At 66.9% G+C, this 20,931-nt stretch carries 20 protein-coding genes; 12 read left to right on the plus strand and 8 right to left on the minus strand.

The window, feature by feature from the left end; all coding sequences use genetic code 11:
* Nucleotides 1-81 precede the first annotated feature (81 nt).
* From V9K97_RS26555 to gtdA, 7 genes are all read right to left on the minus strand, one after another.
* The gene (locus V9K97_RS26555; RefSeq protein WP_337321791.1) at nucleotides 82-960 is read right to left on the minus strand and encodes an acyl-CoA thioesterase; all 879 of its coding nucleotides are present in this window, start codon (nucleotides 958-960) and stop codon (nucleotides 82-84) included.
* A 110-nt stretch (nucleotides 961-1,070) separates the two neighbouring features.
* A complete protein-coding gene (locus V9K97_RS26560) occupies nucleotides 1,071-2,432 on the minus strand; it encodes an FAD-dependent oxidoreductase (RefSeq protein WP_337321793.1) in 1,362 nt (453 codons plus the stop codon).
* On the minus strand, nucleotides 2,432-3,409 hold the full coding sequence (locus V9K97_RS26565) for a Bug family tripartite tricarboxylate transporter substrate binding protein (RefSeq protein ID WP_337321795.1): 978 nt from the start codon (nucleotides 3,407-3,409) through the stop codon (nucleotides 2,432-2,434). The genes V9K97_RS26560 and V9K97_RS26565 overlap by 1 nt, the downstream gene beginning before the upstream one ends.
* 43 nt (nucleotides 3,410-3,452) lie before the next feature.
* Nucleotides 3,453-4,442: a Bug family tripartite tricarboxylate transporter substrate binding protein gene (locus V9K97_RS26570; RefSeq protein ID WP_337321796.1), complete on the minus strand. Its 990-nt coding sequence runs from the start codon at nucleotides 4,440-4,442 to the stop codon at nucleotides 3,453-3,455.
* Between the two features lie 73 nt (nucleotides 4,443-4,515).
* A complete protein-coding gene (locus V9K97_RS26575) occupies nucleotides 4,516-5,796 on the minus strand; it encodes a 3-hydroxybenzoate 6-monooxygenase (protein WP_337321798.1) in 1,281 nt (426 codons plus the stop codon).
* Between the two features lie 28 nt (nucleotides 5,797-5,824).
* Nucleotides 5,825-6,529, minus strand: coding sequence for a fumarylacetoacetate hydrolase family protein (locus tag V9K97_RS26580; RefSeq protein ID WP_337321800.1), 705 nt, complete (start codon nucleotides 6,527-6,529; stop codon nucleotides 5,825-5,827).
* A 74-nt stretch (nucleotides 6,530-6,603) separates the two neighbouring features.
* Nucleotides 6,604-7,689 carry a gentisate 1,2-dioxygenase gene (gene gtdA, locus V9K97_RS26585; RefSeq protein WP_337321802.1) on the minus strand — a complete coding sequence of 362 codons (1,086 nt, stop codon included), beginning with the start codon at nucleotides 7,687-7,689 and terminating at the stop codon, nucleotides 6,604-6,606.
* Between the two features lie 149 nt (nucleotides 7,690-7,838).
* Between gtdA and V9K97_RS26590 the strand changes: the two genes are divergently transcribed.
* From V9K97_RS26590 to V9K97_RS26615, 6 genes are all read left to right on the plus strand, one after another.
* A complete protein-coding gene (locus V9K97_RS26590; protein WP_337321804.1) occupies nucleotides 7,839-8,735 on the plus strand; it encodes a LysR family transcriptional regulator in 897 nt (298 codons plus the stop codon).
* A gap of 94 nt (nucleotides 8,736-8,829) precedes the next feature.
* Complete coding sequence (locus V9K97_RS26595) at nucleotides 8,830-9,276, plus strand: acyl-CoA thioesterase (RefSeq protein ID WP_258503566.1); 447 nt, start codon at nucleotides 8,830-8,832, stop codon at nucleotides 9,274-9,276.
* A gap of 93 nt (nucleotides 9,277-9,369) precedes the next feature.
* Nucleotides 9,370-9,873 (plus strand): phasin family protein, encoded by a 504-nt coding sequence (locus V9K97_RS26600; RefSeq protein WP_157611632.1) that lies wholly within the window; start codon nucleotides 9,370-9,372, stop codon nucleotides 9,871-9,873.
* 148 nt (nucleotides 9,874-10,021) lie between these two features.
* A complete protein-coding gene (locus V9K97_RS26605; RefSeq protein WP_258503565.1) occupies nucleotides 10,022-10,726 on the plus strand; it encodes a TetR/AcrR family transcriptional regulator in 705 nt (234 codons plus the stop codon).
* 6 nt (nucleotides 10,727-10,732) lie between these two features.
* Nucleotides 10,733-11,575 (plus strand): hypothetical protein, encoded by an 843-nt coding sequence (locus V9K97_RS26610; RefSeq protein WP_258503564.1) that lies wholly within the window; start codon nucleotides 10,733-10,735, stop codon nucleotides 11,573-11,575.
* A gap of 74 nt (nucleotides 11,576-11,649) precedes the next feature.
* Nucleotides 11,650-11,907, plus strand: coding sequence for an acyl-CoA-binding protein (locus V9K97_RS26615; RefSeq protein ID WP_337321806.1), 258 nt, complete (start codon nucleotides 11,650-11,652; stop codon nucleotides 11,905-11,907).
* Nucleotides 11,908-11,999: 92 nt separating this feature from the next.
* Here V9K97_RS26615 and V9K97_RS26620 read toward each other — a convergent pair whose 3' ends face one another.
* The gene (locus tag V9K97_RS26620; RefSeq protein WP_337321808.1) at nucleotides 12,000-13,256 is read right to left on the minus strand and encodes a CaiB/BaiF CoA transferase family protein; all 1,257 of its coding nucleotides are present in this window, start codon (nucleotides 13,254-13,256) and stop codon (nucleotides 12,000-12,002) included.
* Between the two features lie 295 nt (nucleotides 13,257-13,551).
* Here V9K97_RS26620 and V9K97_RS26625 point away from each other — a divergent pair, with 295 nt between their 5' ends.
* From V9K97_RS26625 to V9K97_RS26650, 6 genes are all read left to right on the plus strand, one after another.
* Entirely contained in the window at nucleotides 13,552-14,442 is an 891-nt protein-coding gene (locus V9K97_RS26625) for an AraC family transcriptional regulator (protein WP_337296544.1), read from the plus strand.
* A 114-nt stretch (nucleotides 14,443-14,556) separates the two neighbouring features.
* On the plus strand, nucleotides 14,557-15,477 hold the full coding sequence (locus tag V9K97_RS26630; protein ID WP_337321809.1) for an ABC transporter substrate-binding protein: 921 nt from the start codon (nucleotides 14,557-14,559) through the stop codon (nucleotides 15,475-15,477).
* 12 nt (nucleotides 15,478-15,489) lie between these two features.
* The gene (locus V9K97_RS26635) at nucleotides 15,490-17,010 is read left to right on the plus strand and encodes a sugar ABC transporter ATP-binding protein (protein ID WP_337321811.1); all 1,521 of its coding nucleotides are present in this window, start codon (nucleotides 15,490-15,492) and stop codon (nucleotides 17,008-17,010) included.
* Nucleotides 17,007-17,987 carry an ABC transporter permease gene (locus tag V9K97_RS26640; RefSeq protein ID WP_337321814.1) on the plus strand — a complete coding sequence of 327 codons (981 nt, stop codon included), beginning with the start codon at nucleotides 17,007-17,009 and terminating at the stop codon, nucleotides 17,985-17,987. The genes V9K97_RS26635 and V9K97_RS26640 overlap by 4 nt, the downstream gene beginning before the upstream one ends.
* Before the next feature lie 157 nt (nucleotides 17,988-18,144).
* Complete coding sequence (locus V9K97_RS26645; protein WP_337321816.1) at nucleotides 18,145-19,275, plus strand: alcohol dehydrogenase catalytic domain-containing protein; 1,131 nt, start codon at nucleotides 18,145-18,147, stop codon at nucleotides 19,273-19,275.
* A gap of 14 nt (nucleotides 19,276-19,289) precedes the next feature.
* Nucleotides 19,290-20,816, plus strand: coding sequence for an FGGY-family carbohydrate kinase (locus V9K97_RS26650; RefSeq protein ID WP_337321817.1), 1,527 nt, complete (start codon nucleotides 19,290-19,292; stop codon nucleotides 20,814-20,816).
* Nucleotides 20,817-20,931: the final 115 nt, after the last annotated feature.

The raw sequence follows: 20,931 nt of genomic DNA on the forward strand, positions 1-20,931 counted from the left end.
AAAGGAGGAGGCCGCAGGCCGGGGGACATTCGCGGAGAAAGGTACCCCGTCGGCGGGTGCGCCGCCCTGAACAACAGCGCCTCAGCGCTTGACCCGCAGCATTCCCTCTTGCGCCGTGGAAGCCACAAGCCGCCCATCGCGCGAATACAGGCTGCCTCGGCACAAGCCACGTGCCCCGCTCGCACTCGGCGAGTCGAGCACGTAGAGCAGCCAGTCGTCCATGCGGAAATCTCGGTGGAACCACATGGCGTGGTCGAGGCTTGCGGGGCGCACCTGACCGCTCATGAAGCTCAGGCCGTGCGGCAGCATGGCGGCGCGCAGCAGGCCGTGGTCGGAGGCATAGGCGAGCAGCGCGCGGTGCACCACCGGGTTGTCGGGCAGCGGCGCAATGGCGCGCATCCAGATCGCGCTTTCGGACGGGCGTACCTCCGGCTTCAGCAGGTCGTCGGCCTCCACGCGGCGGTATTCGATGCCGTGCGGCTCCAGGCCCTTGATTCGCCAGCGCTCGGGTAGCCGGTCGCCGAGCGCGATGCGCTGGTCGAGCTCGCTCACCAGGCCTTCGGGGCCCTGCACCGTTGGCATCTCGAACTGGTGTTCGACGCCGTCGTCCACCGTCTGGAATGACGCTGACATCTCGAAAATGATGCGCTCCTGCTGTCGCGCCACCACATGGCGCGTGGTGAAGCTGCGGCCATCGCGCACGCGGTCCACGCTGTATTCGATGGGCGCATGCTCGCCCGGCAGCAGGAAGTAGGCGTGCATCGAATGCACCGGCCGGTCGGCGCCGACCGTGAGGCTCGCAGCCGCCAGCGACTGGCCGAGCACCTGGCCGCCGAACACAGCGGGTGTGCCGATGTCTTCGCTCTGGGCCAGGAATTTGTCGCCGCCCAGCGGCTCGAGCTGCATGAGCGCGACGAGTTCGTCGACGAGGCGGGCGGCGGTGGCGGGGTCGGTGGTCATCGAGAGAAAGGGCTGCGGGCGTCAGCAAAAAGAATCAACCCGCAACCATAGCAAAGCCCGGGCCCGCGGGCTGTCGCGGGCCGGTCAGCGCGAGTCCGCGCCCCGCAGGCTCAGCGGTCGAGATCGACGCCGTCTGCCGCCAGCTTCTCTTGCAGCGCCGGCACATCGACGTCCGCAAACCGGGCGCCGCTGCCCAGCGAAGCCGCCGCCGTTCCCGCGGCCTGCCCCATCACAAAGCAACCGCCGCTCGCACGCGCGGCCGACTGGCCCTCGTGCGTCATGGCGGCGCAGCGGCCGGCCACCAGCAGGTTGTCGACAGTGCGCGGCACGAGCATGCGCCAAGGCAGCTGGTTGTAGGTGCGGTTTTCGTCGCGCGGAAAGGCCCATTCGATGCGGCCGTCGGCATGCATTTCCATCGGCCATGCATTGATGCCGATGCTGTCGTCGAACGCGGCCGAAGAGAGGATGTCCTCGCCGGTGAGTGCATAGAGGCCTTCGATGCGGCGCGTTTCGCGGATGCCGACCTGCGGTGCGATCTCGACGATGGCCGACTTTGCAAAACCCGGCACTTCGGCCTTCATGAACTTGAAGTACTCGGCAATCTGGCGCCGCCCTTCGAGCTCGCCTTCGGTGAGTTCGCGCGCATCCACGCCGTTCATCGCGCGGCCTGCGGCATTGCGGATCTGCGTGACGTTGGCGCGCCATTCGCGCGGATCGATGTTGGGCCGGAGGATGGCGCCTTCGCGCGGAAACTTGTACTTGCCGGGCTTCTGCTGCTGCACCGCGGCCATCAGGTCGTTGATGGCCTTGAACTCGCCGACGGCCGCAAGGGCCGGCTCGGCATCGACCTGGCCGACGCGGAACATCGTGGTGGGGAACAGGCCGCTGCCGTGGCCGTCGCCCACTTCGAAGGGCACGCCCGCAAAGGCGGCCACATCGGCGTCGCCGCTCGCGTCGATGAAGGCGTTGGCGCGAATGGCCTGCCGGCCCGACTTGGTTTCGACCACCAGCGCCGCGATGCGGTCGCCGTCGCGCACCACCGCGGCTGCCCATGCGTGGAACAGCAGGTTCACGCCGGCATCGAATAGCAACTGGTCGGCCGCGATCTTGTAGGCCGAGGTGTCGTACGAACGCACGCGGATGCGGCCCTGCATGCCGTCCTGCGGCTTGTTGAGGCCGCCCAGCGCGTCGATGCGCGCGAGCAGGTCGTCGACCACGCCGCGCACCAGCAGCGTCATTTCGCCGTTGCGCTTGCCGTAAAGGCCCGCGAAGTTGGTTACGCCGCCCGCGGTGCCCATGCCGCCGAGAAAGCCGTAGCGCTCCACCAGCAGCGTGCTGGCGCCGCGCCGCGCCGCGCTCACGGCGGCGGCAATGCCGGCGGGGCCGCCGCCAACCACCACCACGTCGTATTCGCCGAAGACCGGCAGTTCGCGCGCCGGTTCAGTGAGGGTGTTCTGCTTGGCTGCTGTCATCACTGGATCTTGATGCCGCGGGCCGAAATGATCTTGGTCATGATCGCTGCTTCTTCCTTCACACGCAGGCGCATGCCGTCCGGCGAGGTGCCGACTGCCTGCCAGCCCTGCTCGAAGAGCTTCTGGCGCACTTCGGGCTGCTTCATGATGGTTTCGACTTCGCGGCTGAGGCGGGCCTGCGCGGTCTTGGAAAGGTTGGCGGGGCCGAGCAGCGCCACCCACACTTCGAGCGAAAAGTCGCGCACGCCGGCGTCGGCCAGCGGCGGCAGCTCGGGCACCAGCGTGCTGCGGCCGCCCGTGAGGCCGATGGCCTTGAGCTTGCCGGCGCGCACCTGGGGCATGGCCACACCCGGGGGAATGAGGGCCATCTGCACCTGGTCGCCCAGCATGGCGGTCACGACCTGCGGGTTGCCCTGGTAGGGCACGTGCTCGGCGTTGAAGCCGGGCACGCGGCTCTTGAGCAGTTCCATGCCCAGGTGGCCGACCGAGCCAACGCCCACCGAGCCGTAGTTCCACTTGTCGCCGCCCTTGCGGGCCGCATCGAAAAAGGCCGTGCCCGAAGGCAGGCTGTTCTGCGCCACCAGCACCAGCGGCGCCGTGGCAATCAGCGACAGGTAGGTGAAGTCTTTGGCCGGGTCGTAGGGCAGCCGCGGATACAGCATCTTCGACGAGGTGAGATTGCCGTTGATGACGATGCCCAGTGTGTGGTCGTCATTGGCCTTGGCGACGATGTCGGCCGCGATGTTGCCCGAGGCACCGGGCTTGTTGTCCACCACCACGGGCTGGCCGAGCGCCTTGGCCAGCGGCTCGGCGATGGTGCGGGCGGCGATGTCGGGCGTGGAGCCGCCCGGAAAGCCCACGAGCAGGCGAATCGGCTTGGTCGGCCAGGCATTGGTCTGTGCATGGGCCGCCAGCGGCAGCGCGGCGGCGGCAGCCAGGCCGCAGACGATCAGGAGGGCTCTCTTGGTTGCTTGCATGGAAGGTGACAAAGGAAAATGTGAAAAAACGTAATGATGACAGCTACTCAAGGCTGATGTTGCCCCGGCGGACCAGGTCGCCATACACCTTGGACTTGGCCTCGGCGTTGCGCTCGATTTCTTCCGGCGACCAGGCCAGCGGCTCGAAGGCGAAGGTGTCGAAGCGGGCGCGGATCTCGGGATCGGCAATCACCTTGGCCACGTCGGCATTGATTTTGGCCTTGACCGCCGCCGGCACGCCCTTGGGCGCGAGCAGCGAGACAAAAGAGTTCACCTCGAGCGACGCCGGCCCGCCCGCCTCGGCCATGGTGGGCACATCGGGCATCTGGGGAATGCGTTTCGGTGCCGCCACGGCGATGTAGCGCAGCTTGCCGGCCTTGTAGATGCCCTGGCTCGACGGAATGCTTGCGAAGGCCCACGGCACTTCGCCGGTGCCCACGTTCGAATACAGCTGCGACACCTCGCGGTACGGCGCATGCCGCATGCGGATGCCCGTGAGCGCCTCGAGCTGCTGCGCGCCCAGGTGGCCCGGGCTGCCCACGCCCCATGATCCATACACCATCGCCTCGGGGTTGGCCTTGGCTTCGGCGATCAGGTCGCCCATGTTCTTCAGCTTCGATTCGCTCGAAACCGCCACGAAAAACGGCGTGCGGAACAGCGAAGCCACCGGGTCGAAATGCTGCAGCGTGACGAAGTTACGCGACTTGTACAGGTGCGGCAGCGCGGCGACGTGCTCGCTGTCGAGCTGCAGCAGCGTGTAGCCGTCGGGCGCCGCGCGCCGCGCCTGGTCGATGGCGATGAAGCCGCCGCCACCCGGCCGGTTATCGACCACCACGCGCTGGTTCCACAGGCGAGAGAGCTTGTCGGAGACGAGGCGCAGCACCGCGTCCGGCCCGCTGCCGGCGGCAAAGGGCGTGACCAGCGTCACTGGCTTGCTCGGATAGTCGCTCGCCTGCGCCAGGGCGTTGGTGCCGAGGACGGCGGCGGCCGCGGCAAGCACGCCTGCCAGCAATGCGCGTGAAGAAAGGTTCATGGTTGGTTGTCTCCTGGGCCTGTGGCCTCGAATAGTGATGACGCGGAAAAAATCGGTTGATCGTCGGTGTCGGTCAGTGCGGCGAAAGCATGGCCGCGGCGTCGGCGCCCGCTATCGCCACCGGTCGCAGCCGCTCCGGCGCGTCGTCCAGGCAATGCTCGGGGCGCCAGGCGTAGAGCCATTCGACCGCATCGTAGAAGCGTTCGGGCGTGCGGCCTACCCAGAGGCTGTTGCGCACCAGCCGCTCCACGCCCTTGGCGTGATACAGGCGCCCCATTTCGCGCACCGACAGCACCACGCGGGCGGTGCGCGGAATGCGCGCGGCCTCGTAGAGCTTGAAGGCGGCAGGCATGTCGAAATTGCAGGCCTGCACCGCGGCGCCGAGCGTCACCGCGTCTTCGATCGCCATGCAGGCGCCCTGCGCAAGGTACTGCATCATCGGGTGGGCGGCGTCGCCGAGCAGTGTGGCGGGGCCTTCGCTCCAGCGCTCCACAGGGTCGCGGTCGGCGGTGCTCCAGCGCCGCCACGAGGTCGGCCGGTCGAGCAGCTGGCGCGGGCGCGCATGCACGCCCTCGAAGTACGAAAGCACCTCTTCCTTGCTGCCGTCGGAAACCCCCCACTCTTCCTGCTCGCGGCTGTGGAAGGTGACGACCAGGTTGTATTGCTCGCCATGGCGCAGCGGATAGTGCACCAAGTGGCAGTTGGGCCCAGCCCAGACCACGGGTGCGTTCCAGCGCAGGTCGGCCGGCATGTCGGCCACCGGCACCACCGCGCGGTACACCACATGGCCCGAAACGCGCGGCTCGTCGCCGACGAGTTGGGAGCGCACCACCGATTTCACGCCGTCGCAGCCCACGATGGCGTCGGCCGTGAAGCGCCGGCCATCGCGCGTGACGGCGACCACGCCTTGCGTCTTGCCACCGCCGATGTCGATCGACTCGACCTGCGCCGAGGTGTGAAAGCGAATGAGCGGATGCTGCTTCACCGCCTCGTGAATGGCGCCATGCAGGTCGGCACGGTGGCTCACCGCATACGGATTTTTGAAGCGCGCGCGGAATGCCTCGCCCACGGGCACCGAGGCAACCTCGCCGCAATCGACGGCATCCATCATCACGAGACGGTCGGTGAACACCGAGTTGCGGCGCACCGCCTCGCCCACGCCCAGCGCATCGAGCGCCGCAAAGGCGTTGGGCCCGAGCTGCAGGCCGGCGCCGATCTCGCCGATGGTGGCGCTCTGCTCGAGCAGGTCGATGGAAACACCGAGGCGCGCGAGCGCCAGCGCGGCCGCCATGCCGCCGATGCCGCCGCCGACGAGCAGCACGCGGGGCGGGTTCTTCGTGGGAGATGTGCTCATTGCAAGACCTCTTCTGCGCGGCGTTGCGTCAATCGATGCGCACGGTGAGCGAGGGGAGCTTGTCGATGCTCACCTTGAGCGTCTGGCCCGGCTTGACCGCGCCCACGCCTTCGGGCGTGCCCGTGAAGATCAGGTCGCCGGGCTGCAGCGCGAAGAGCGTCGACAGATTGGCGATCACCTCGTTCACCGACCAGATCAGTTGCGTGATGTCGCTGTTCTGCCGCACCTGGCCGTCGACCTCGAGCGTGATGGCGCCGGCATTGATCTCGCCCACGTCGGCCAGCGTGCGCAGCGGCGCAATGGGCGCCGAGAAGTCGAAGGCCTTGCCGATTTCCCACGGCCGGCCGGCTTCGCGCATCTTCATCTGCAGGTCGCGGCGGGTCATGTCCAGGCCCACGGCGTAGCTGTGAATGTGGCTGGCCGCCTGTTCCACCGCAATGTTCTTGCCGCCCTTGCCGATGGCCACGACGAGCTCGGCTTCGTAGTGGTAGTTGCTGGTGAGCGGCGGATACGGAATGGCGCCGGTTTCGCCTTCGGCGACGGGCACCACCGAGGCGTCGTCGTTGGGCTTGCAGAAGAAGAACGGCGGTTCGCGGTCGGGGTCGAAGCCCATCTCGCGCGCATGCGCCGCGTAGTTGCGGCCCACGCAGTAGACGCGGCGCACCGGAAACAGGTCGCTCGAACCCACGATGGGCAGGCCGACGATGGAAGGAGGCGTGAAGACGAAGGACATGAGGGCTCCTGCCGCGCGGGGCGGCACGTGTCGAGAAAAAGAAAGAAGAAAAGGAAGAGAAGTGAGGCCGGCTTTCAGGCGTCTTCGAGAAAGGCTTCGCGCAGCACGCCCATGGCCTGCTGCACCGGACGGTCCGAGAAGCTGAAGAGCACCACGTCTTCGCCTGCTGCCGAAAGGCGCAGCGGCGCCCACGACGGCACGACGAAGGTGTCGCGCGGGCCGAATTCGAAGCGCTGGCCGGCGATGTGTGCCGTGCCGCGGCCCTCGACCACGCTGTAGACGGCGCCGTCGGTGGCGCGGTGCGTCTTGCCTGCAAAGCCCTTGGGCAGCAGTTGCAGGTGGGTGCCGATGGTGGGCATCGGCGCACCGCCGGTCAACGGGTTGATGTAGCGCAGCTTGTGGCCCAGCCAGGCATCGGGCGCTTCCTGCTTCTGCAGCAGAGCCAGCGCCTCGCGGCTGCGGGCATAGGGGTAGTTGAAGATCGGCGAGGTGGGCGACACGTGGTCGTGGCGCACCGGCACCATGTTGTGGCCGAAGCGCGCGAGGCTGTTGCCCTCGGGGCGGGCCACGTGCTGCACCTTGGCGTCGTCGTTCTCGGCAAAGCCGGCGTCGAAGAAGCGCAGCATCGGAATGTCCAGCCCGTCGAGCCACACCACCGGCTCCACCGTGCCGCCGACGCCCTCGTTGCCATGGTCGTGCCAGGCCCATGAAGGCGTGATGATGAAGTCGCCGGGGTACATGGTGGTGCGCTCGCCGCCCACCGTGGTGTAGGCGCCCTTGCCGTCGACGATGAAGCGCAGCGCCGACTGCACGTGGCGGTGCGAAGGCGCCACCTCGCCCGGCATGATGAGCTGCAGGCCCGCGTAGATCGACTGGGTGATGGACGAGTTGCCGGGCAGCGCCGGGTTTTCGAGCACGAGCACGCGGCGCACTGCTTCTTCGGCCGTGATGAGGTCGGCCGATTCCATCAGCAGCGGGCGGATTTCGTCGTAGCGCCAGAGCGCCGGCACGCACGGCGTGGTGGGCTCGCGCGGCACCAGGGCATGCAGCGACTCCCACAGCGGCGTGAGATTCAGCTGTCGGATGCGCTCGTAGTAGTCGCGGCGCTCGGCGGCGTTGGCGTGGGCCGGGGCGGCTGGTTTCTGGGCTGGTGGATTCATGGCAGTTGGGCCCTTGGCGCGGCCTTTTGTCTCCGGGGGGAGCGGCTATCTTCCGCCGGTACTACTATTGGCGCAATGCAGCCACGCCGATAGCTGCGATCCTGTTTTTCGATAGTGGTGGCCTCATTTGGCCGTCGAGGAGATGCTTCATGGCCCAGCTTGATCTCGAATGGCTGCTGGTTTTCGACGAGGTCTACAAGACTGCGAACGTGTCGAGCGCCGCCGAGCGGCTGGGCATCTCCCAATCGGCGGCCAGCACGGCGCTGGCGCGGCTGCGAACGCATTTCGGCGACAAGCTGTTCGTGCGCACCTCGCGCGGCATGGAGCCCACGCCTTACGCGCGGCAGATTCAGCCGCTGGTGCTGGACATCCTCGACCGCCTGAACCGGGCCAAAGGCGGCCGCGCCAGCTTCGACCCGGCCACCGCGGCGCGCAGCTTTCGCATCTGCATGACCGACATCAGCGAGGTGGTGCTGCTGCCGGGGCTGCTCGACCATCTGCGGCATGCGGCGCCGGGGGTGCGCATCGAAACCGAGATCATCTCGACCGACAGCGGCCGGCGGCTGGAAGACGGCGCGGTCGACCTGGCGGTGGGCTTCATGCCGCAGCTCGACGCGGGCTTTTACCAGCAGACGCTCTTCATGCAGAACTTCGTTTGCCTGGCGGCGCGCAACCATCCGCGCATCGGCGAGCGGCTCACGCGCAAGCGCTTCGAGACCGAGGCGCATGCGGTGGTGGCCTCGTCGGGCACCGGCCACGCCATTGTCGACAAGACCATTGCGCGGCTGGGTCTCAGGCGCAACGTGGTGACCAGCCTTTCGAGCTTCCTGAGCGTGGCGCGCATCGTCGCGCACACCGAACTCATCGTGATCGTGCCCAGCATCCTTGGAAAGGTGCTGGCCACGCAGGAGCCGGTGAAGCTGCTGGAGCCGCCCTTCGAGTTACCGGCCTATGCCGTGAAGCAGCACTGGCACGAGCGGTTCCATGCGGACGCCGGCAACGCATGGCTCCGGCGCACGCTGGCAGAACTGTTCGGCGGGGGCTGAGCGTGCGCGCCGCGCCGACCGGCGGCGCGCATTTGCGGGACCGGGCGCTCGCATAATCGGGGCTCCCACAACACAGCCCACGAAAAGGCGGCGCATGTCCTCCATCACACTTCGATTTCTGGCCGAGCCCAGCACCGTCAACTTCGGCGGCAAGGTTCATGGCGGCACCGTCATGAAGTGGATCGACGAAGCCGGCTACGCCTGCGCCACCAGCTGGGCCAAGCGCTACTGCGTGACGGCCTTCATCGGCAGCATCCGCTTTCACCACCCGATCATGATCGGCGACCTGGTCGAGGTGGAGGCCCGCCTGGCCTACACCGGCACCACCAGCATGAACATCTCGGTGGAGGTTCGCAGCGGCGACATGAAGGGCGGCACGATGGACAAGACGACCGAATGCCTGATCGTCTTCGTCTCGGTCGACTCGCACGGCCGGCCGCTGCCGGTGCAGGCGTATGTGCCGGGCACCCCGGGCGAAATGGCGCTGGCCGAACGGGCCAAGGCCCACCTGGACGCGAGCCGCGCAGCCGGAAAAGCGTAGCCCCGCCAAGGCTGCGCTCATAGACGTGAAGCTCTAAAGGCAGAGGCCTCTTGCGGCTAGAGTAGCCCGATTGTTTTCACAGGAACATTTCGCATGGCTACCCAGGACGACGAAAACGGCAACAACAAGGGCGCCGACCGCATCAAGGATTCCGCGCAGCAGATCTGGCTGGCGGGGCTCGGTGCCTTTGCCAAGATGCAGCAGGAAGGCAGCAAGGCTTTCGAGGCGCTGGTGAAAGACGGCGCCGGCATGCAAAAGAAGACCCAGGCCGCCGCCGAGGAAACGCTTGCGCAGGCACAAACGCGCATGGCCGGCTTTGCGAGCGAATTCGGCACCAAGGCCGCGGGCCAGTGGGGCAAGCTCGAGAACATCTTCGAAGAGCGCGTGGCGCGCGCCCTTGAAAAGCTGGGCCTGCCTTCGGCTGCGGACTATGCCGCGCTGCAGGCCCGCGTGGCGGCGCTCGAGGCCGAGCTGCAGCGCAGCGAGAAAAAACCGGCCGCCGCCCCCGCGCGGGCAAGCCGCAAGACCGCGGGCCGCAGTGCGGCGCCCGCTGCCGCCCCCAAGAAGACCGTGCGGCGCAGCACCAAGGCCGGCTAGGCAAGCCCACCCGGCCATCGCGGGGTAGCCACCCCTTCTTTTTGCGGCACTGCACAACGCACGCTGCCGCAAAACTTTGCCCTGCTCAGTTCAAGGTGCGGTGTACATAGGCTAGAGTGTCCCCACAAGAGACAAAACGGGGACTGACATGGCCAAGAAGGCGCCACGCCGCACAGCGCAACGCATTCTCGAAGCCGCACTGGAGCTGTTCAACCGCTTCGGCGAGCCGAACGTCTCCACCACGCTGGTGGCGGGCGAGCTCAACATCAGTCCCGGCAATCTCTACTACCACTACCCCGCCAAGGAAGAGCTGATCAACAAGCTCTACGAGAGCTACGAGGCCGAGCTCAACGAGCTCCTGCATGCCAGCGAAGGCGTGCACGACGTGGAAGACGCCTGGTTCTTCATGCACAGCCTGTTCGAGCTGATCTGGCGCTACCGCTTTCTCTACCGCGACCTGAACGACCTGCTCAGCAAGAACCGGCACCTGGAGACGCAGTTCCAGCTGGTGCTGAAGAACAAGGCGCGCGCCATCCGCGTGCTCATCGCGGGGCTGAGCCGGGCCGGCCACCTCGACATCGACGCCCACGAGGTCGACACGCTGGCGCAGAGCATGGTGGTGGTGCTGACCTACTGGCTGAGCTACGAATACGTGCGCAACCCGCGCGAGGCGCTCGAACCCGCGCATGCCCAGGGCGCGCTGATGCGCGGCGGCCAGCACACGCTCCACCTGCTCGCGCCCTACCTCGGGAGAGACCAGCGGAGGCATTTGCTGACACTCAGCAACGCCTACAGCGGCGAAGATCCGGCAAGCGACGCGCCGTCGGTTGCACCCATCGATCTGGCGGCCTAGATGACCATGCCCCACCCAGACTTCAAACCGCTTTCGCTGATGTCCGCCGGCCCCGTGGCCGCGGCGGCACCGGCGGAACCCTGGACGCCGCTGCCCTACGCCGACGTGCCGCGCTACGACGCGAGCACGGCGCTGGCGCAGTGGCCACGCCTTCATGCGGGGCACCCCTTGCCGCCGCCGGAGAGGGAACATCCGCTCGCCGACGGCTGGGCGCTGTACCACAGCGGGGAGTTCGAGCGCGCCGCCGCGCTCGGCCTGCTGCACGGACCCGAGGGGCTGGTGCTGGCCAACCAGGCCACCGCCATCTACGCCAACTATCTCGAGCCCCGCGAATCGGTGCGGCTTTCGATGTTCCGCCAGGTCATCGAACGCGCCGGCGCGCAGGCCACCGCCGAGCCCGACAACTGCCAGGCGCTTTACTGGCAGGCCTACGCGCTCGGCCGCTACAGCCAGGGCATCAGCGTGGCGCGCGCGCTGGCGCAGGGCCTGGGCAGCAAGCTCAAGGGCGCGCTCGAACGCGTGATCGAGCTGCAGCCGGACCACGCCGACGCGCACATCGCATTGGCCGCCTTCCATGCCGAGGTGATCGACAAGGTGGGCGCGCTGGTCGGGCGCATGACCTACGGCGTGCGGGCCGAAGCATCGGTCGAGCTGTTCGAGCGCGGCCTTGCGCTGAACCCCCATTCAGCCAGCGCGCTGATGGAATACGGCCGCGCGCTGCTCATGCTGCATGGCGACGCGCGCATGGGCGAGGCCACGCAGCTGTACGAAAAGGCCGCGGCGCTGGAGCCGGTGGATGCGAAGGAACGGCTGGACGTGGAACTGGCGCGGGCGGGACTCTCGGACTGACGCGGCGGACGGTTGGTACCCACAGGTACCGCGCCACTTAAGATGCGTACTCTTCGCTTTTCAACAGACCGCCCATGTCCGACCTCAACGCCCAATTCGAAGCCGCCCAGGCCAACTCCAAGCTGCTGGCCGAGCGCCCCGACAACCCGACGCTGCTCAGGATCTATGGCCTGTTCAAGCAGGCCACCGAAGGCGACAACACCGCCAAGAAGCCCAGCTTCAGCGACATCGTCGCCCGCGCCAAGTGGGACGCATGGACCGCGCAAAAGGGCTTGAGTGCCGATGAGGCCAAGCAGAAGTACATCGATCTGATCGAGTCGCTGCGGAACTAGGCTCTCCCCCAGTCTTCGCGCACTTCGTGTCGCTTCGCCAACCCCCTACCGGGGCAACACCAGCGGCCCGGCAAAGCCGGTTCCGCGGTGTTTCACGAAGGAGATCCGACGATCCCGCGTTCGTGGAGCGCGGCGATCTGCTCGGCGGTAAGGCCGATCTCCTTCAGCACGGCATCGGTGTCCGCGCCGAGCGCAGGCGCGTTGTGCCGGTGGCCGGCCGGCGTGAGCGACAGCTTGGGCACGAAGCCCGGCACGGCCAGCGTGCTCCCGTCCGCCATGCGCACCTGCTGCAGCATGCCGCGCGCGGCGTAGTGCGGGTCGGCCGCAATGTCGGCAATGGTGTAGATGCGGCCGGCCGGTACGTGCGCCGCATCGAGCGCGGCAAGCACTTCGTCCACGGTATGCGCGGCGGTCCAATCGCCAATGGCGGCATCGAGCATTTCCACCTGCGCCACCCTGCCCGTGTTGCCGGCCAGCGCCGGATCGGCGGCGAGGTCCGGCCGGCCGATGCATTCCATCAGCCGGCGGAAGATGCTGTCGCCGTTGCCCGCCACGATGGCATAGGCGCCGTCGGCGCAGCGGTAGGCGTTGGTGGGCGCAATGCCGGGCAGCGCGCTGCCGGCCGCCTCGCGCACCGCACCGAAGGCGCTGTACTCGGGCAGCAGGCTTTCCATGCAGTTGAAGACGGCCTCGTAGAGCGCCACGTCCACCACTTGCCCCCTGCCCTTCGGATATTCGGTGCTCACTGTGGCATGGCGGTGCTGCATGGCCATGAGCACGCCGATCACGCCGTGCAATGAAGCCAGCGTGTCGCCGATGGACACGCCCACGCGCACCGGCACGCGGCCGGGCTCGCCCGTGAGATGGCGCAGCCCGCCCATGGCCTCGGCCACGACGCCGAAGCCCGGGCGGTCGCGGTAGGGGCCGGTCTGGCCGTAGCCGCTGATGCGCAGCATCACGAGCGCGGGGTTCGCGGCCAGGAGCTCGTCCGGCCCCAGGCCCCAGCCTTCCATGGCGCCGGGACGGAAGTTCTCGATCAGCACGTCGGCCTCGGCCGCAAGCTGTCGCACGATGGCCTGTGCCTCGGCCTGGCGCAAGTCGAGCGCCAGCGAGCGCTTGTTGCGCGACTGCACCTGCCACCAGACCGAGGTGCCGTCTTTCAGCAGCCGCCACGTGCGCAGCGGATCGCCCGCCCCGGGCGGCTCGATCTTGATGACCTCGGCGCCGAAATCGGCCAGCGTGCGTGCGGCGAAAGGCCCGGCGATGAGCTGCCCGAGCTCGACGACCTTGAGGCCGGCCAAGGGGCCGGCGGCCGTTGGCCCGGCGGGCGAAGAAGAGGTGTTGGTCATGACGCCCGAGTGTGCCGTGGCGCCGGGCAGCGCTCGTGGGGCGGGAAAACACCTATGAATTCTTGACACGGCCTCTCCCGTGTTTTCCGCAGTGCAGCAATCGCATTGGAAGAAGGGCTCTCCCCCGAGGAGAAAGCGGCTTGCTGCACTGCAATGCCTGGGTGTGGCAACTCACCCGAGCGTCAAAAAAGTATCAGTTTCGGCTTCTATCTCTGGTTGTGGGCGTTCGGGGCGATTCGTACAGTCCGCCCACTGCCATACGCTGCAAGCCATAACAAGGAGACGAGAAAACGCCATGCAACCCGATCTGGAAATCGTCGAAGTCCGCGGAGACGAATCGTTCACCGCCTGGGCCCACGGCTATCCGTATCGCACGGTGCGCTGGCATTTCCATCCCGAGTACGAAATCCAGCTGATCGTGGAAACGCGCGGCGTGTACTTCGTGGGCGACCACGTCGGCCACTTCGAGCCGGGCAACCTGGTGCTGATGGGCCCCGACCTGCCGCACAACTGGATCAGCGACGTGCCCGCGGGGCAGAGCGTCGAGCGGCGCGGCATCGTGATCCAGTTTCCGGCCGGGCTGGTCGACCGCATGGCGGGCACCTTTCCGGAGTTCGCCCGCATCGGCCCGCTGCTGGCCGAGGCCGGCTCGGGCCTTCTCTTCTCGGCGGAAACAGCCGTCACCGCCAAGCCGATCATGGAAGCGCTGCTCGAAGCACGCGGACTGCGCCGGGTGATCCTGCTGCTGTCGCTGCTCGAACTGCTGGAGGGCAGCAACGACCGCCAGCGGCTCGCGAGCCCGGCGTTCAAGCCCGACCCCAAGGCCTTCATGTCGCACGCCATCAACAACGTGCTGGCGCACATTGCGGCCAACCTGGGTGACGACCTGCGCGAGCCGATGCTGGCCGAGCTGGTGGGCCAGAGCCCGAGCGCCTTCTCGCGCTCTTTCCGCAAGCACACGGGCCAGTCGTTCGTGCGCTATGTGAACCGCCTGCGCATCAGCCGCGCCTGCGAGCTGCTCACCAGCAGCGAAAAACCGGTGCTCGACGTCTGCATGGACGTGGGCTTCAACAACGTGTCGAACTTCAACCGCCAGTTCCTGCTGCACAAGCGCATGCCGCCGACGAAATTCCGCAGTTTCCATCGCATGCAGGCCGCGGCCTCGCGTGCGGCAAATCCGCCGTAGCCGGCTTTCTTCCCTGTTCCCGTGCCCTCATCGACGCGGCGCTCCGAGCGCCGCGTGGGGGCGCCTTTGCCCGAGTTTTTTCGACAGCCATCACAAACCAGGAGACACAGCACCATGAAGAACTTTCTCAAAGCCACCGCCGTCCTTGCCGCGCTGGTCTGCGGCGCCTCTGCCGTGCAGGCGCAAACGCCCAAGCAGCCGCTGCGCATCGGCATGACTTTTCAGGAGCTGAACAACCCCTACTTCGTGACGATGAAGCAGGCGCTCGAGGAAGCCGCGGCCAGCATCGGCGCAACCGTGGTCACCACCGACGCGCGGCATGACGTGTCCAAGCAGATCGGCGACGTGGAAGACATGATCCAGAAGAAGATCGACATCCTGCTGCTGAACCCGACCGACTCCACCGGCGTGCAGTCGGCGGTGCGCTCGGCCAAGAAGGCAGGCGTGATCGTGGTGGCGGTCGATGCCAACGCGCAGGGGCCGGTCGATTCGTTCGTGGGCTCGAAGAACCTCGATGCGGGCCGCCTGGCCTGCGAATACCTGGCGAAGAACATCGGCGAGAAAGGCGACGTGGCCATTCTCGACGGCATTCCGGTCGTGCCGATCCTGGAGCGCGTGAAGGGCTGCCGCGAAGCACTCGCCAAGTACCCGGGCATCAAGGTGGTGAGCACGCAGAACGGCAAGCAGGAGCGCGCCACCGCGCTCACCGTGACCGAAAACATCCTGCAGGCCAACAAGGACCTGAAGGGCATCTTCAGCGTGAACGACGGCGGCTCGATGGGCGCGCTCGCCGCCATCGAGGCCAGCGGCAAGGACGTGAAGCTCGCGAGCGTGGACGGCGCACCCGAAGCCATCAAGGCCATGCAGAAGCCCAACTCGAAATTCATTGCCACCACCGCGCAATACCCGCGCGACCAGATCCGCCTGGCCATCGGCATTGCGCTGGCCAAGAAGTGGGGCGCCAACGTGCCGGCCGCGGTGCCGGTGGATGTGAAGCTGATCGACGCCGAAGGCGCGAAGACCTTCACCTGGTAACCCGCGTTGGCCATGAGCTCCCCCGCAGACGAAGGCCTCGAGATGCTCCGGCTGGAAGGCGTGTCCAAGCGCTTTCCGGGCGTGAAGGCGCTCTCGGGCATCGACCTGTCGATCCGCAAGGGCGAGGTGCACGCGCTGCTCGGCGAGAACGGCGCGGGCAAGTCGACGCTGATGAAGATCCTCGGCGGCATCTACCAGGCCGACGAGGGCCGCATCTTCATCGACGGCCGCGAGCGGCAGTTCGCGGGCTACGGCGACGCGATCGCGGCGGGCGTGGGCATCATCTTCCAGGAGTTCAGCCTCATCCCGTACCTCAACGCGGTGGAGAACATTTTTCTCGGCCGCTATCTGAAGAATCGGTTCGGGCTGCTCGACAGGGCCGCCATGAAGCGCTCCGCACAGTCGATCTTCGAGGAGCTGGGCGTGCAGATCGACCTCGACGTGCCGATCTGCAGGCTCTCGGTGGCGCAGCAGCAGTTTGTCGAAATCGGCAAGGCGCTGTCGCTGAAGGCGCGGCTGCTGGTGCTTGATGAACCGACCGCCACGCTCACGCCCAACGAGGCGGGGCACCTGTTCAAGATCATGCGGGAGCTGCGCGCCAAGGGCGTGGCAATGATCTTCATCTCGCACCACCTGGATGAGATCTTCGAGGTGTGCGACCGCATCAGCGTGCTGCGCGACGGCGCGAATGCCGGGCATGCGGAGGTGGGCGCGACCGATGTGAATGCGCTGGTCGAGATGATGGTCGGCCGCAAGATCGAACACAACTTTCCGCCCAAGCCGCAGCCCGCGCCGCGCGGGCGCAAGGTGCTCGAGGTGCCGGAGATCCAGCTTGCCAAGGGCGGGCCGGTGAACAGCTTCGATTTGCACGAAGGCGAAATTCTTGGCTTTGCAGGGCTCGTAGGCTCGGGCCGCACCGAACTCGCGCTCGGAATGATGGGCGCCGACCGCGTGCACCGCAAGACGGTGCTGCGCAACGGCAAGCCGGTGCACCTGAACGACCCGACGCAGGCGCTGGAGAACGGCATCGGCCTGCTGCCCGAAAGCCGCAAGGTCGAGGGGCTGATCACCGACTTCACGATCCGCTTCAACATCTCGATGAACAACCTGGGCAAGCACAAGAGCGCCGGGCTCGTGAGCCAGAAGTCGGAGAAGCAGTCGGCCGCCGAACTCTCGAAGCGTGTGGGCGTGAAGGCACCGAGCATCGAAACGCGCGTTGCCACGCTCTCGGGCGGCAACCAGCAAAAGGTGGTGATTGCGCGCTGGCTTGACCACGATTGCGGAGTGCTGATCTTCGATGAGCCCACGCGCGGCATCGACGTGGGCGCCAAGGCAGAGATCTACAGCCTGATGCGTGAGCTCACGCAGCAGGGCAAGGCCATCATCATGATTTCGAGCGAGCTGCCCGAGATCGTGGGCATGTGCGACCGCGTCGCTGTTTTTTCAGGCGGGTCCATCGTGGCCACGCTCGAGGGCGACTCCATCAACTCCGGCGACATCATGCGCCACGCAACGACAGGGGGCTCGCAATGAATGCAACCGCCATCCACCCCGCACCGCCCACGCCCGACGGCGGGCTCTTCACCCAGCTGCGCCGCTCCACGGCCTTTCTGCCGCTGGTCGGCCTGGTCGCGATCTCGGTCTTCATGATCGTTGCGACCGACAACTTTCTATCGTGGGGCAACCTGCAGAACATTGCGCTGCAGTCGTCGATCAACGCGATCATCGCCGTGGGCATGACCGCCGCCATCCTCACCGGCGGCATCGATCTTTCGGTCGGTGCGGTGGTGGCGCTCTCAGGCACGCTGGCCTCAGGAATGATGGTGCAGTTCGGCCTGCCGCCGATGCTCGCGGTGCCGCTCGGGCTGGCCGTGGGCGTGGTGATCGGCCTCTTCAACGGCTATTGCGTGGCCTACCTTCGCATGCCGCCGATCATCGTGACGCTGGCCACCATGGGCATTGCACGCGGCATCGCACTCATCTACACCGGCGGCTACCCGATCGACGGGTTGCCCGAGTCGTTCGCCTTTCTGGGCGGCGGCGTGCTGGCAGGCATCAAGGTGCCGATTCTCATCATGCTGGCCACCTACCTGGTTGCCTATGTGCTGCTCAACATGGCGCCGTTCGGCCGGTATGTGTATGCCATTGGCGGCAATGAGGAGGCGACGCGGCTCTCGGGCGTGCGCGTGTCGCGCTACAAGCTGCTGGTGTATGCGCTGAGCGGTTTCACCGCAGCCGTGGCCGGCATCGTGCAGGCGGCGCGCGTCACGAGCGGGCAGCCGGGCGTCGGCGTGGGCTTCGAGCTCGACGCCATTGCAGCGGTGGTGATGGGCGGCACGTCCATCGGCGGCGGGCGCGGCGCCATCGTGGGCACGCTGGTCGGTGCGCTCTTGCTGGGCGTGCTGAACAACGGTCTCAACATGATCGGCGTGTCGCCGTACCTGCAACTGATCATCAAGGGCGGCATTGTTTTGCTCGCGATCTTCATCAGCCGGGAAGCCAAGCGCTGACTCCTTCGTCTTGCTCCTTCCCCTTCCGGGGGAAGGTTGGGATTGGGGGCAGGCAGGGCGTGCCCATTGGTGACGCTGCTTGCCCCCACCCCTGCCCTCCCCCGGAAGGGGAGGGAGAAAAACCAAATCCAACACAACCTCTGACCACAAGGAACCCATGTCGTACCAAAAACTCCAGCCCGGTGCATCGGGCGCCATCGGTGCACTCGCCGCCATGCAGGCCGTCGTCTGCCATGGCCCGAAGGACTACCGGCTCGAAACCGTCGACGTGCCCGCCATCGGCCCGAACGAGCTGCTGATCTCCATCGCGGCCTGCGGCATCTGCGCGTCCGACTGCAAATGCCATTCGGGCGCAAAGATGTTCTGGGGCGGCGACGGGCAGCCCTCGTGGGTCAAGGCGCCCGTGGTTCCAGGCCATGAATTCTTCGGCTATGTGGAGGCGCTCGGCGAAGGCGCAGGCGAGCACTTCGGCGTGGAGAAGGGCGACCGCGTGATCGCCGAGCAGATCGTGCCTTGCGACAAGTGCCGCTTCTGCACCTCGGGCAAGTACTGGATGTGCGAGGTGCACAACATCTTCGGCTTCCAGCGCATCGTGGCCGACGGCGGCATGGCCGACTACATGCGCCTGCCGCCAACCTCGCGCGTGCACAAGATTCCCGACGGCATTTCGCTGGAAGACGCAGCCATCATCGAGCCGCTCTCGTGCGCGATCCACACGGTGAACCGCGGCGACATCCAGCTCGACGACGTGGTGGTGATCGCAGGCGCCGGCCCGCTCGGGCTGATGATGGTGCAGGCGGCGGCACTCAAGACGCCGAAGAAGCTGATCGTGATCGACCTGGTGCCCGAACGGCTCGCGCTCGCGAAGCAGTTCGGCGCCGACGTGACGATCAACCCGAAGACCGAGAACGCCGATGCGGTCGTCAAGGGCCTGACCGAGGGCTACGGCTGCGATGTCTACATCGAGACCACGGGCGCGCCCATCGGCGTGACGCAGGGGCTGGACATGATCCGCAAGCTCGGCCGTTTTGTCGAGTTCAGCGTGTTCGGCTCGGAGACGAGCGCCGACTGGTCGATCATCGGCGACCGCAAGGAGCTCGACGTGCGCGGCGCGCACCTGGGGCCCTACTGCTACCCGATTGCCATCGACCTGCTGGCGCGCGGGCTCGTCACCTCGAAGGGCATCGTGACGCACGACTTTCCATTGACCGAGTGGGAGCGCGCCTTCAAACTGGCCAACTCCCTCGATTCGATCAAGGTGCTGCTCAAGCCGCAGCCCAGGTCCTGAAAGACGGTGTTGCCATGAAGTACGTGATCGGCGTCGACATCGGCACGCAGAGCACCAAGTGCCTGCTGGTGGGCATCGACGGCAAGGTGCTTTCGCAAAGCAGCGTGGCCTACCAGCCGGAGACGCCGAAGCCGTTGTGGGCCCAGCAAGACTGCGAAGTGTGGTTCGATGCGGTCTGCGAGAGCGTGCGCGCCTGCGTCGCGAAGAGCGGCATCGCGCCAGCCGATATTGTCGCGATGTGCGTGAGCAGCCTCTACGGCGGCGCGGGCATCCCGGTCGATGAGGCGATGCAGCCGCTGCACCCGTGCCTGATCTGGATGGACCGCCGCGCCACCGCAGAAGTCGATGCGGTGAACGCGACCGTCGATGTGGCGCGGCTGCAAGCGATTACCGGCAACGGCATCGACAGCTACTACGGCTTCACCAAGATGCTGTGGATTCGCGAGCACCTGCCCGAGGTGTGGGCGAAAACACGCTACTTCCTGCCGCCCAACAGCTATGTCAACTGGCGGCTCACGGGTGAACTTGCGGTCGACTACAGCTCGGCCGGCAACATCGGCGGCGTGTACGACGCGGCGCAGCGCAGCTGGTCGGAAGAAGCGCTCGGCATGCTCGGCATTCCGGCGCGCATGATGCCGCCGCGCCTGGTCGAATCGAGCGACGTGGTCGGTGGCCTGAACGCCAAATGGGCCGCCAAGCTGGGCCTTGCCGAAGGCATGCCGCTCATGGCCGGCGGCGTGGATGCGGCCGTGGCCACCTTCTGCGCCGGCGTCACCGGCAGCGGCGACCACGTCGCGATGATCGGCACCAGCATGTGCTGGGGCTTCGTGAGCCCCACGGTGGATGCGCGCCACAAGCTCATCACCATGCCTCATGTGTACCGCGGCGCAGACCGCAGCTACGTGTTCGGCGGCGCCATCACCGCGGGCGCAGCCGTCACGTGGTTTCGCGAGACCTTCTGCCAGGCCGAAATGGCCGAGGCCGCGCGCACGGGCGAGGACGCGCATGCGCTGATCGAGCGCAAGGCGGTCGACGTGCCGCCGGGTGCGGAGGGCCTGGTCTTCCTGCCCTACATGATGGGCGAGCGCAGCCCCATCTGGGACGCGCAAGCCAAGGGCGCATTCATCGGCCTCTCCCTCGCGCACAGCCGCGCGCACCTGTACCGCGCGGTGCTCGAGGGCGTGAGCTTCGCGCTGCAGCACAACATCGAGGCCGGCCGGCAAAGCGAACAACCGCTGGACGACCGACTGATCGTGGTCGGTGGCGCCGCGCATTCGGACCTCTGGATGCAAATCGTGGCGGACATCACGGGCTACCCGGTGTTCACCATCGAGGAAGAAGTCGAGGCGGCTCTCGGCGCTGCAATGCTCGCGGCGCTTGGTGCGGGTCTGGTGGATGCCGCGGCTGCGGAGCGCGGCTGGGTCACGCTGGTGGAACGCGCGCGGCCGCAACCTGAAGTGCAGGCGATCTATCGCAGGCGCTTCGATATCTACAAATCTCTTTATCCCGCATTGCGTGACGCGATGCACGGGCTGAAATGAATTCTTGTCGTGCGGTTCGCGGTGCTGGAAGGCATTCTTGGTGCGCACCCGCCGACGGGGTACCTTTCTCCGCGAATGTCCCCCGGCCTGCGGCCTCCTCCTTTATTTCGCTGCG

The organism is Variovorax sp. CCNWLW186 (genome assembly GCF_037203865.1).
In the GTDB taxonomy this organism is placed as follows: Bacteria; Pseudomonadota; Gammaproteobacteria; order Burkholderiales; family Burkholderiaceae_C; genus Variovorax.

What these genes read in the sequence shown, in the direction of transcription:
- gtdA (WP_337321802.1), bottom strand. Translation starts at nt 7,689, where the DNA reads ATGAATCCACCAGCCCAGAAACCAGCCGCCCCGGCCCACGCCAACGCC.
- V9K97_RS26645 (WP_337321816.1), top strand. Translation starts at nt 18,145, where the DNA reads ATGTCGTACCAAAAACTCCAGCCCGGTGCATCGGGCGCCATCGGTGCA.
- V9K97_RS26555 (WP_337321791.1), bottom strand. Translation starts at nt 960, where the DNA reads ATGACCACCGACCCCGCCACCGCCGCCCGCCTCGTCGACGAACTCGTC.
- V9K97_RS26640 (WP_337321814.1), top strand. Translation starts at nt 17,007, where the DNA reads ATGAATGCAACCGCCATCCACCCCGCACCGCCCACGCCCGACGGCGGG.
- V9K97_RS26650 (WP_337321817.1), top strand. Translation starts at nt 19,290, where the DNA reads ATGAAGTACGTGATCGGCGTCGACATCGGCACGCAGAGCACCAAGTGC.
- V9K97_RS26580 (WP_337321800.1), bottom strand. Translation starts at nt 6,529, where the DNA reads ATGTCCTTCGTCTTCACGCCTCCTTCCATCGTCGGCCTGCCCATCGTG.
- V9K97_RS26615 (WP_337321806.1), top strand. Translation starts at nt 11,650, where the DNA reads ATGTCCGACCTCAACGCCCAATTCGAAGCCGCCCAGGCCAACTCCAAG.
- V9K97_RS26610 (WP_258503564.1), top strand. Translation starts at nt 10,733, where the DNA reads ATGCCCCACCCAGACTTCAAACCGCTTTCGCTGATGTCCGCCGGCCCC.
- V9K97_RS26635 (WP_337321811.1), top strand. Translation starts at nt 15,490, where the DNA reads ATGAGCTCCCCCGCAGACGAAGGCCTCGAGATGCTCCGGCTGGAAGGC.
- V9K97_RS26605 (WP_258503565.1), top strand. Translation starts at nt 10,022, where the DNA reads ATGGCCAAGAAGGCGCCACGCCGCACAGCGCAACGCATTCTCGAAGCC.
- V9K97_RS26595 (WP_258503566.1), top strand. Translation starts at nt 8,830, where the DNA reads ATGTCCTCCATCACACTTCGATTTCTGGCCGAGCCCAGCACCGTCAAC.
- V9K97_RS26600 (WP_157611632.1), top strand. Translation starts at nt 9,370, where the DNA reads ATGGCTACCCAGGACGACGAAAACGGCAACAACAAGGGCGCCGACCGC.
- V9K97_RS26590 (WP_337321804.1), top strand. Translation starts at nt 7,839, where the DNA reads ATGGCCCAGCTTGATCTCGAATGGCTGCTGGTTTTCGACGAGGTCTAC.
- V9K97_RS26565 (WP_337321795.1), bottom strand. Translation starts at nt 3,409, where the DNA reads ATGCAAGCAACCAAGAGAGCCCTCCTGATCGTCTGCGGCCTGGCTGCC.
- V9K97_RS26620 (WP_337321808.1), bottom strand. Translation starts at nt 13,256, where the DNA reads ATGACCAACACCTCTTCTTCGCCCGCCGGGCCAACGGCCGCCGGCCCC.
- V9K97_RS26630 (WP_337321809.1), top strand. Translation starts at nt 14,557, where the DNA reads ATGAAGAACTTTCTCAAAGCCACCGCCGTCCTTGCCGCGCTGGTCTGC.
- V9K97_RS26570 (WP_337321796.1), bottom strand. Translation starts at nt 4,442, where the DNA reads ATGAACCTTTCTTCACGCGCATTGCTGGCAGGCGTGCTTGCCGCGGCC.
- V9K97_RS26560 (WP_337321793.1), bottom strand. Translation starts at nt 2,432, where the DNA reads ATGACAGCAGCCAAGCAGAACACCCTCACTGAACCGGCGCGCGAACTG.
- V9K97_RS26575 (WP_337321798.1), bottom strand. Translation starts at nt 5,796, where the DNA reads ATGAGCACATCTCCCACGAAGAACCCGCCCCGCGTGCTGCTCGTCGGC.
- V9K97_RS26625 (WP_337296544.1), top strand. Translation starts at nt 13,552, where the DNA reads ATGCAACCCGATCTGGAAATCGTCGAAGTCCGCGGAGACGAATCGTTC.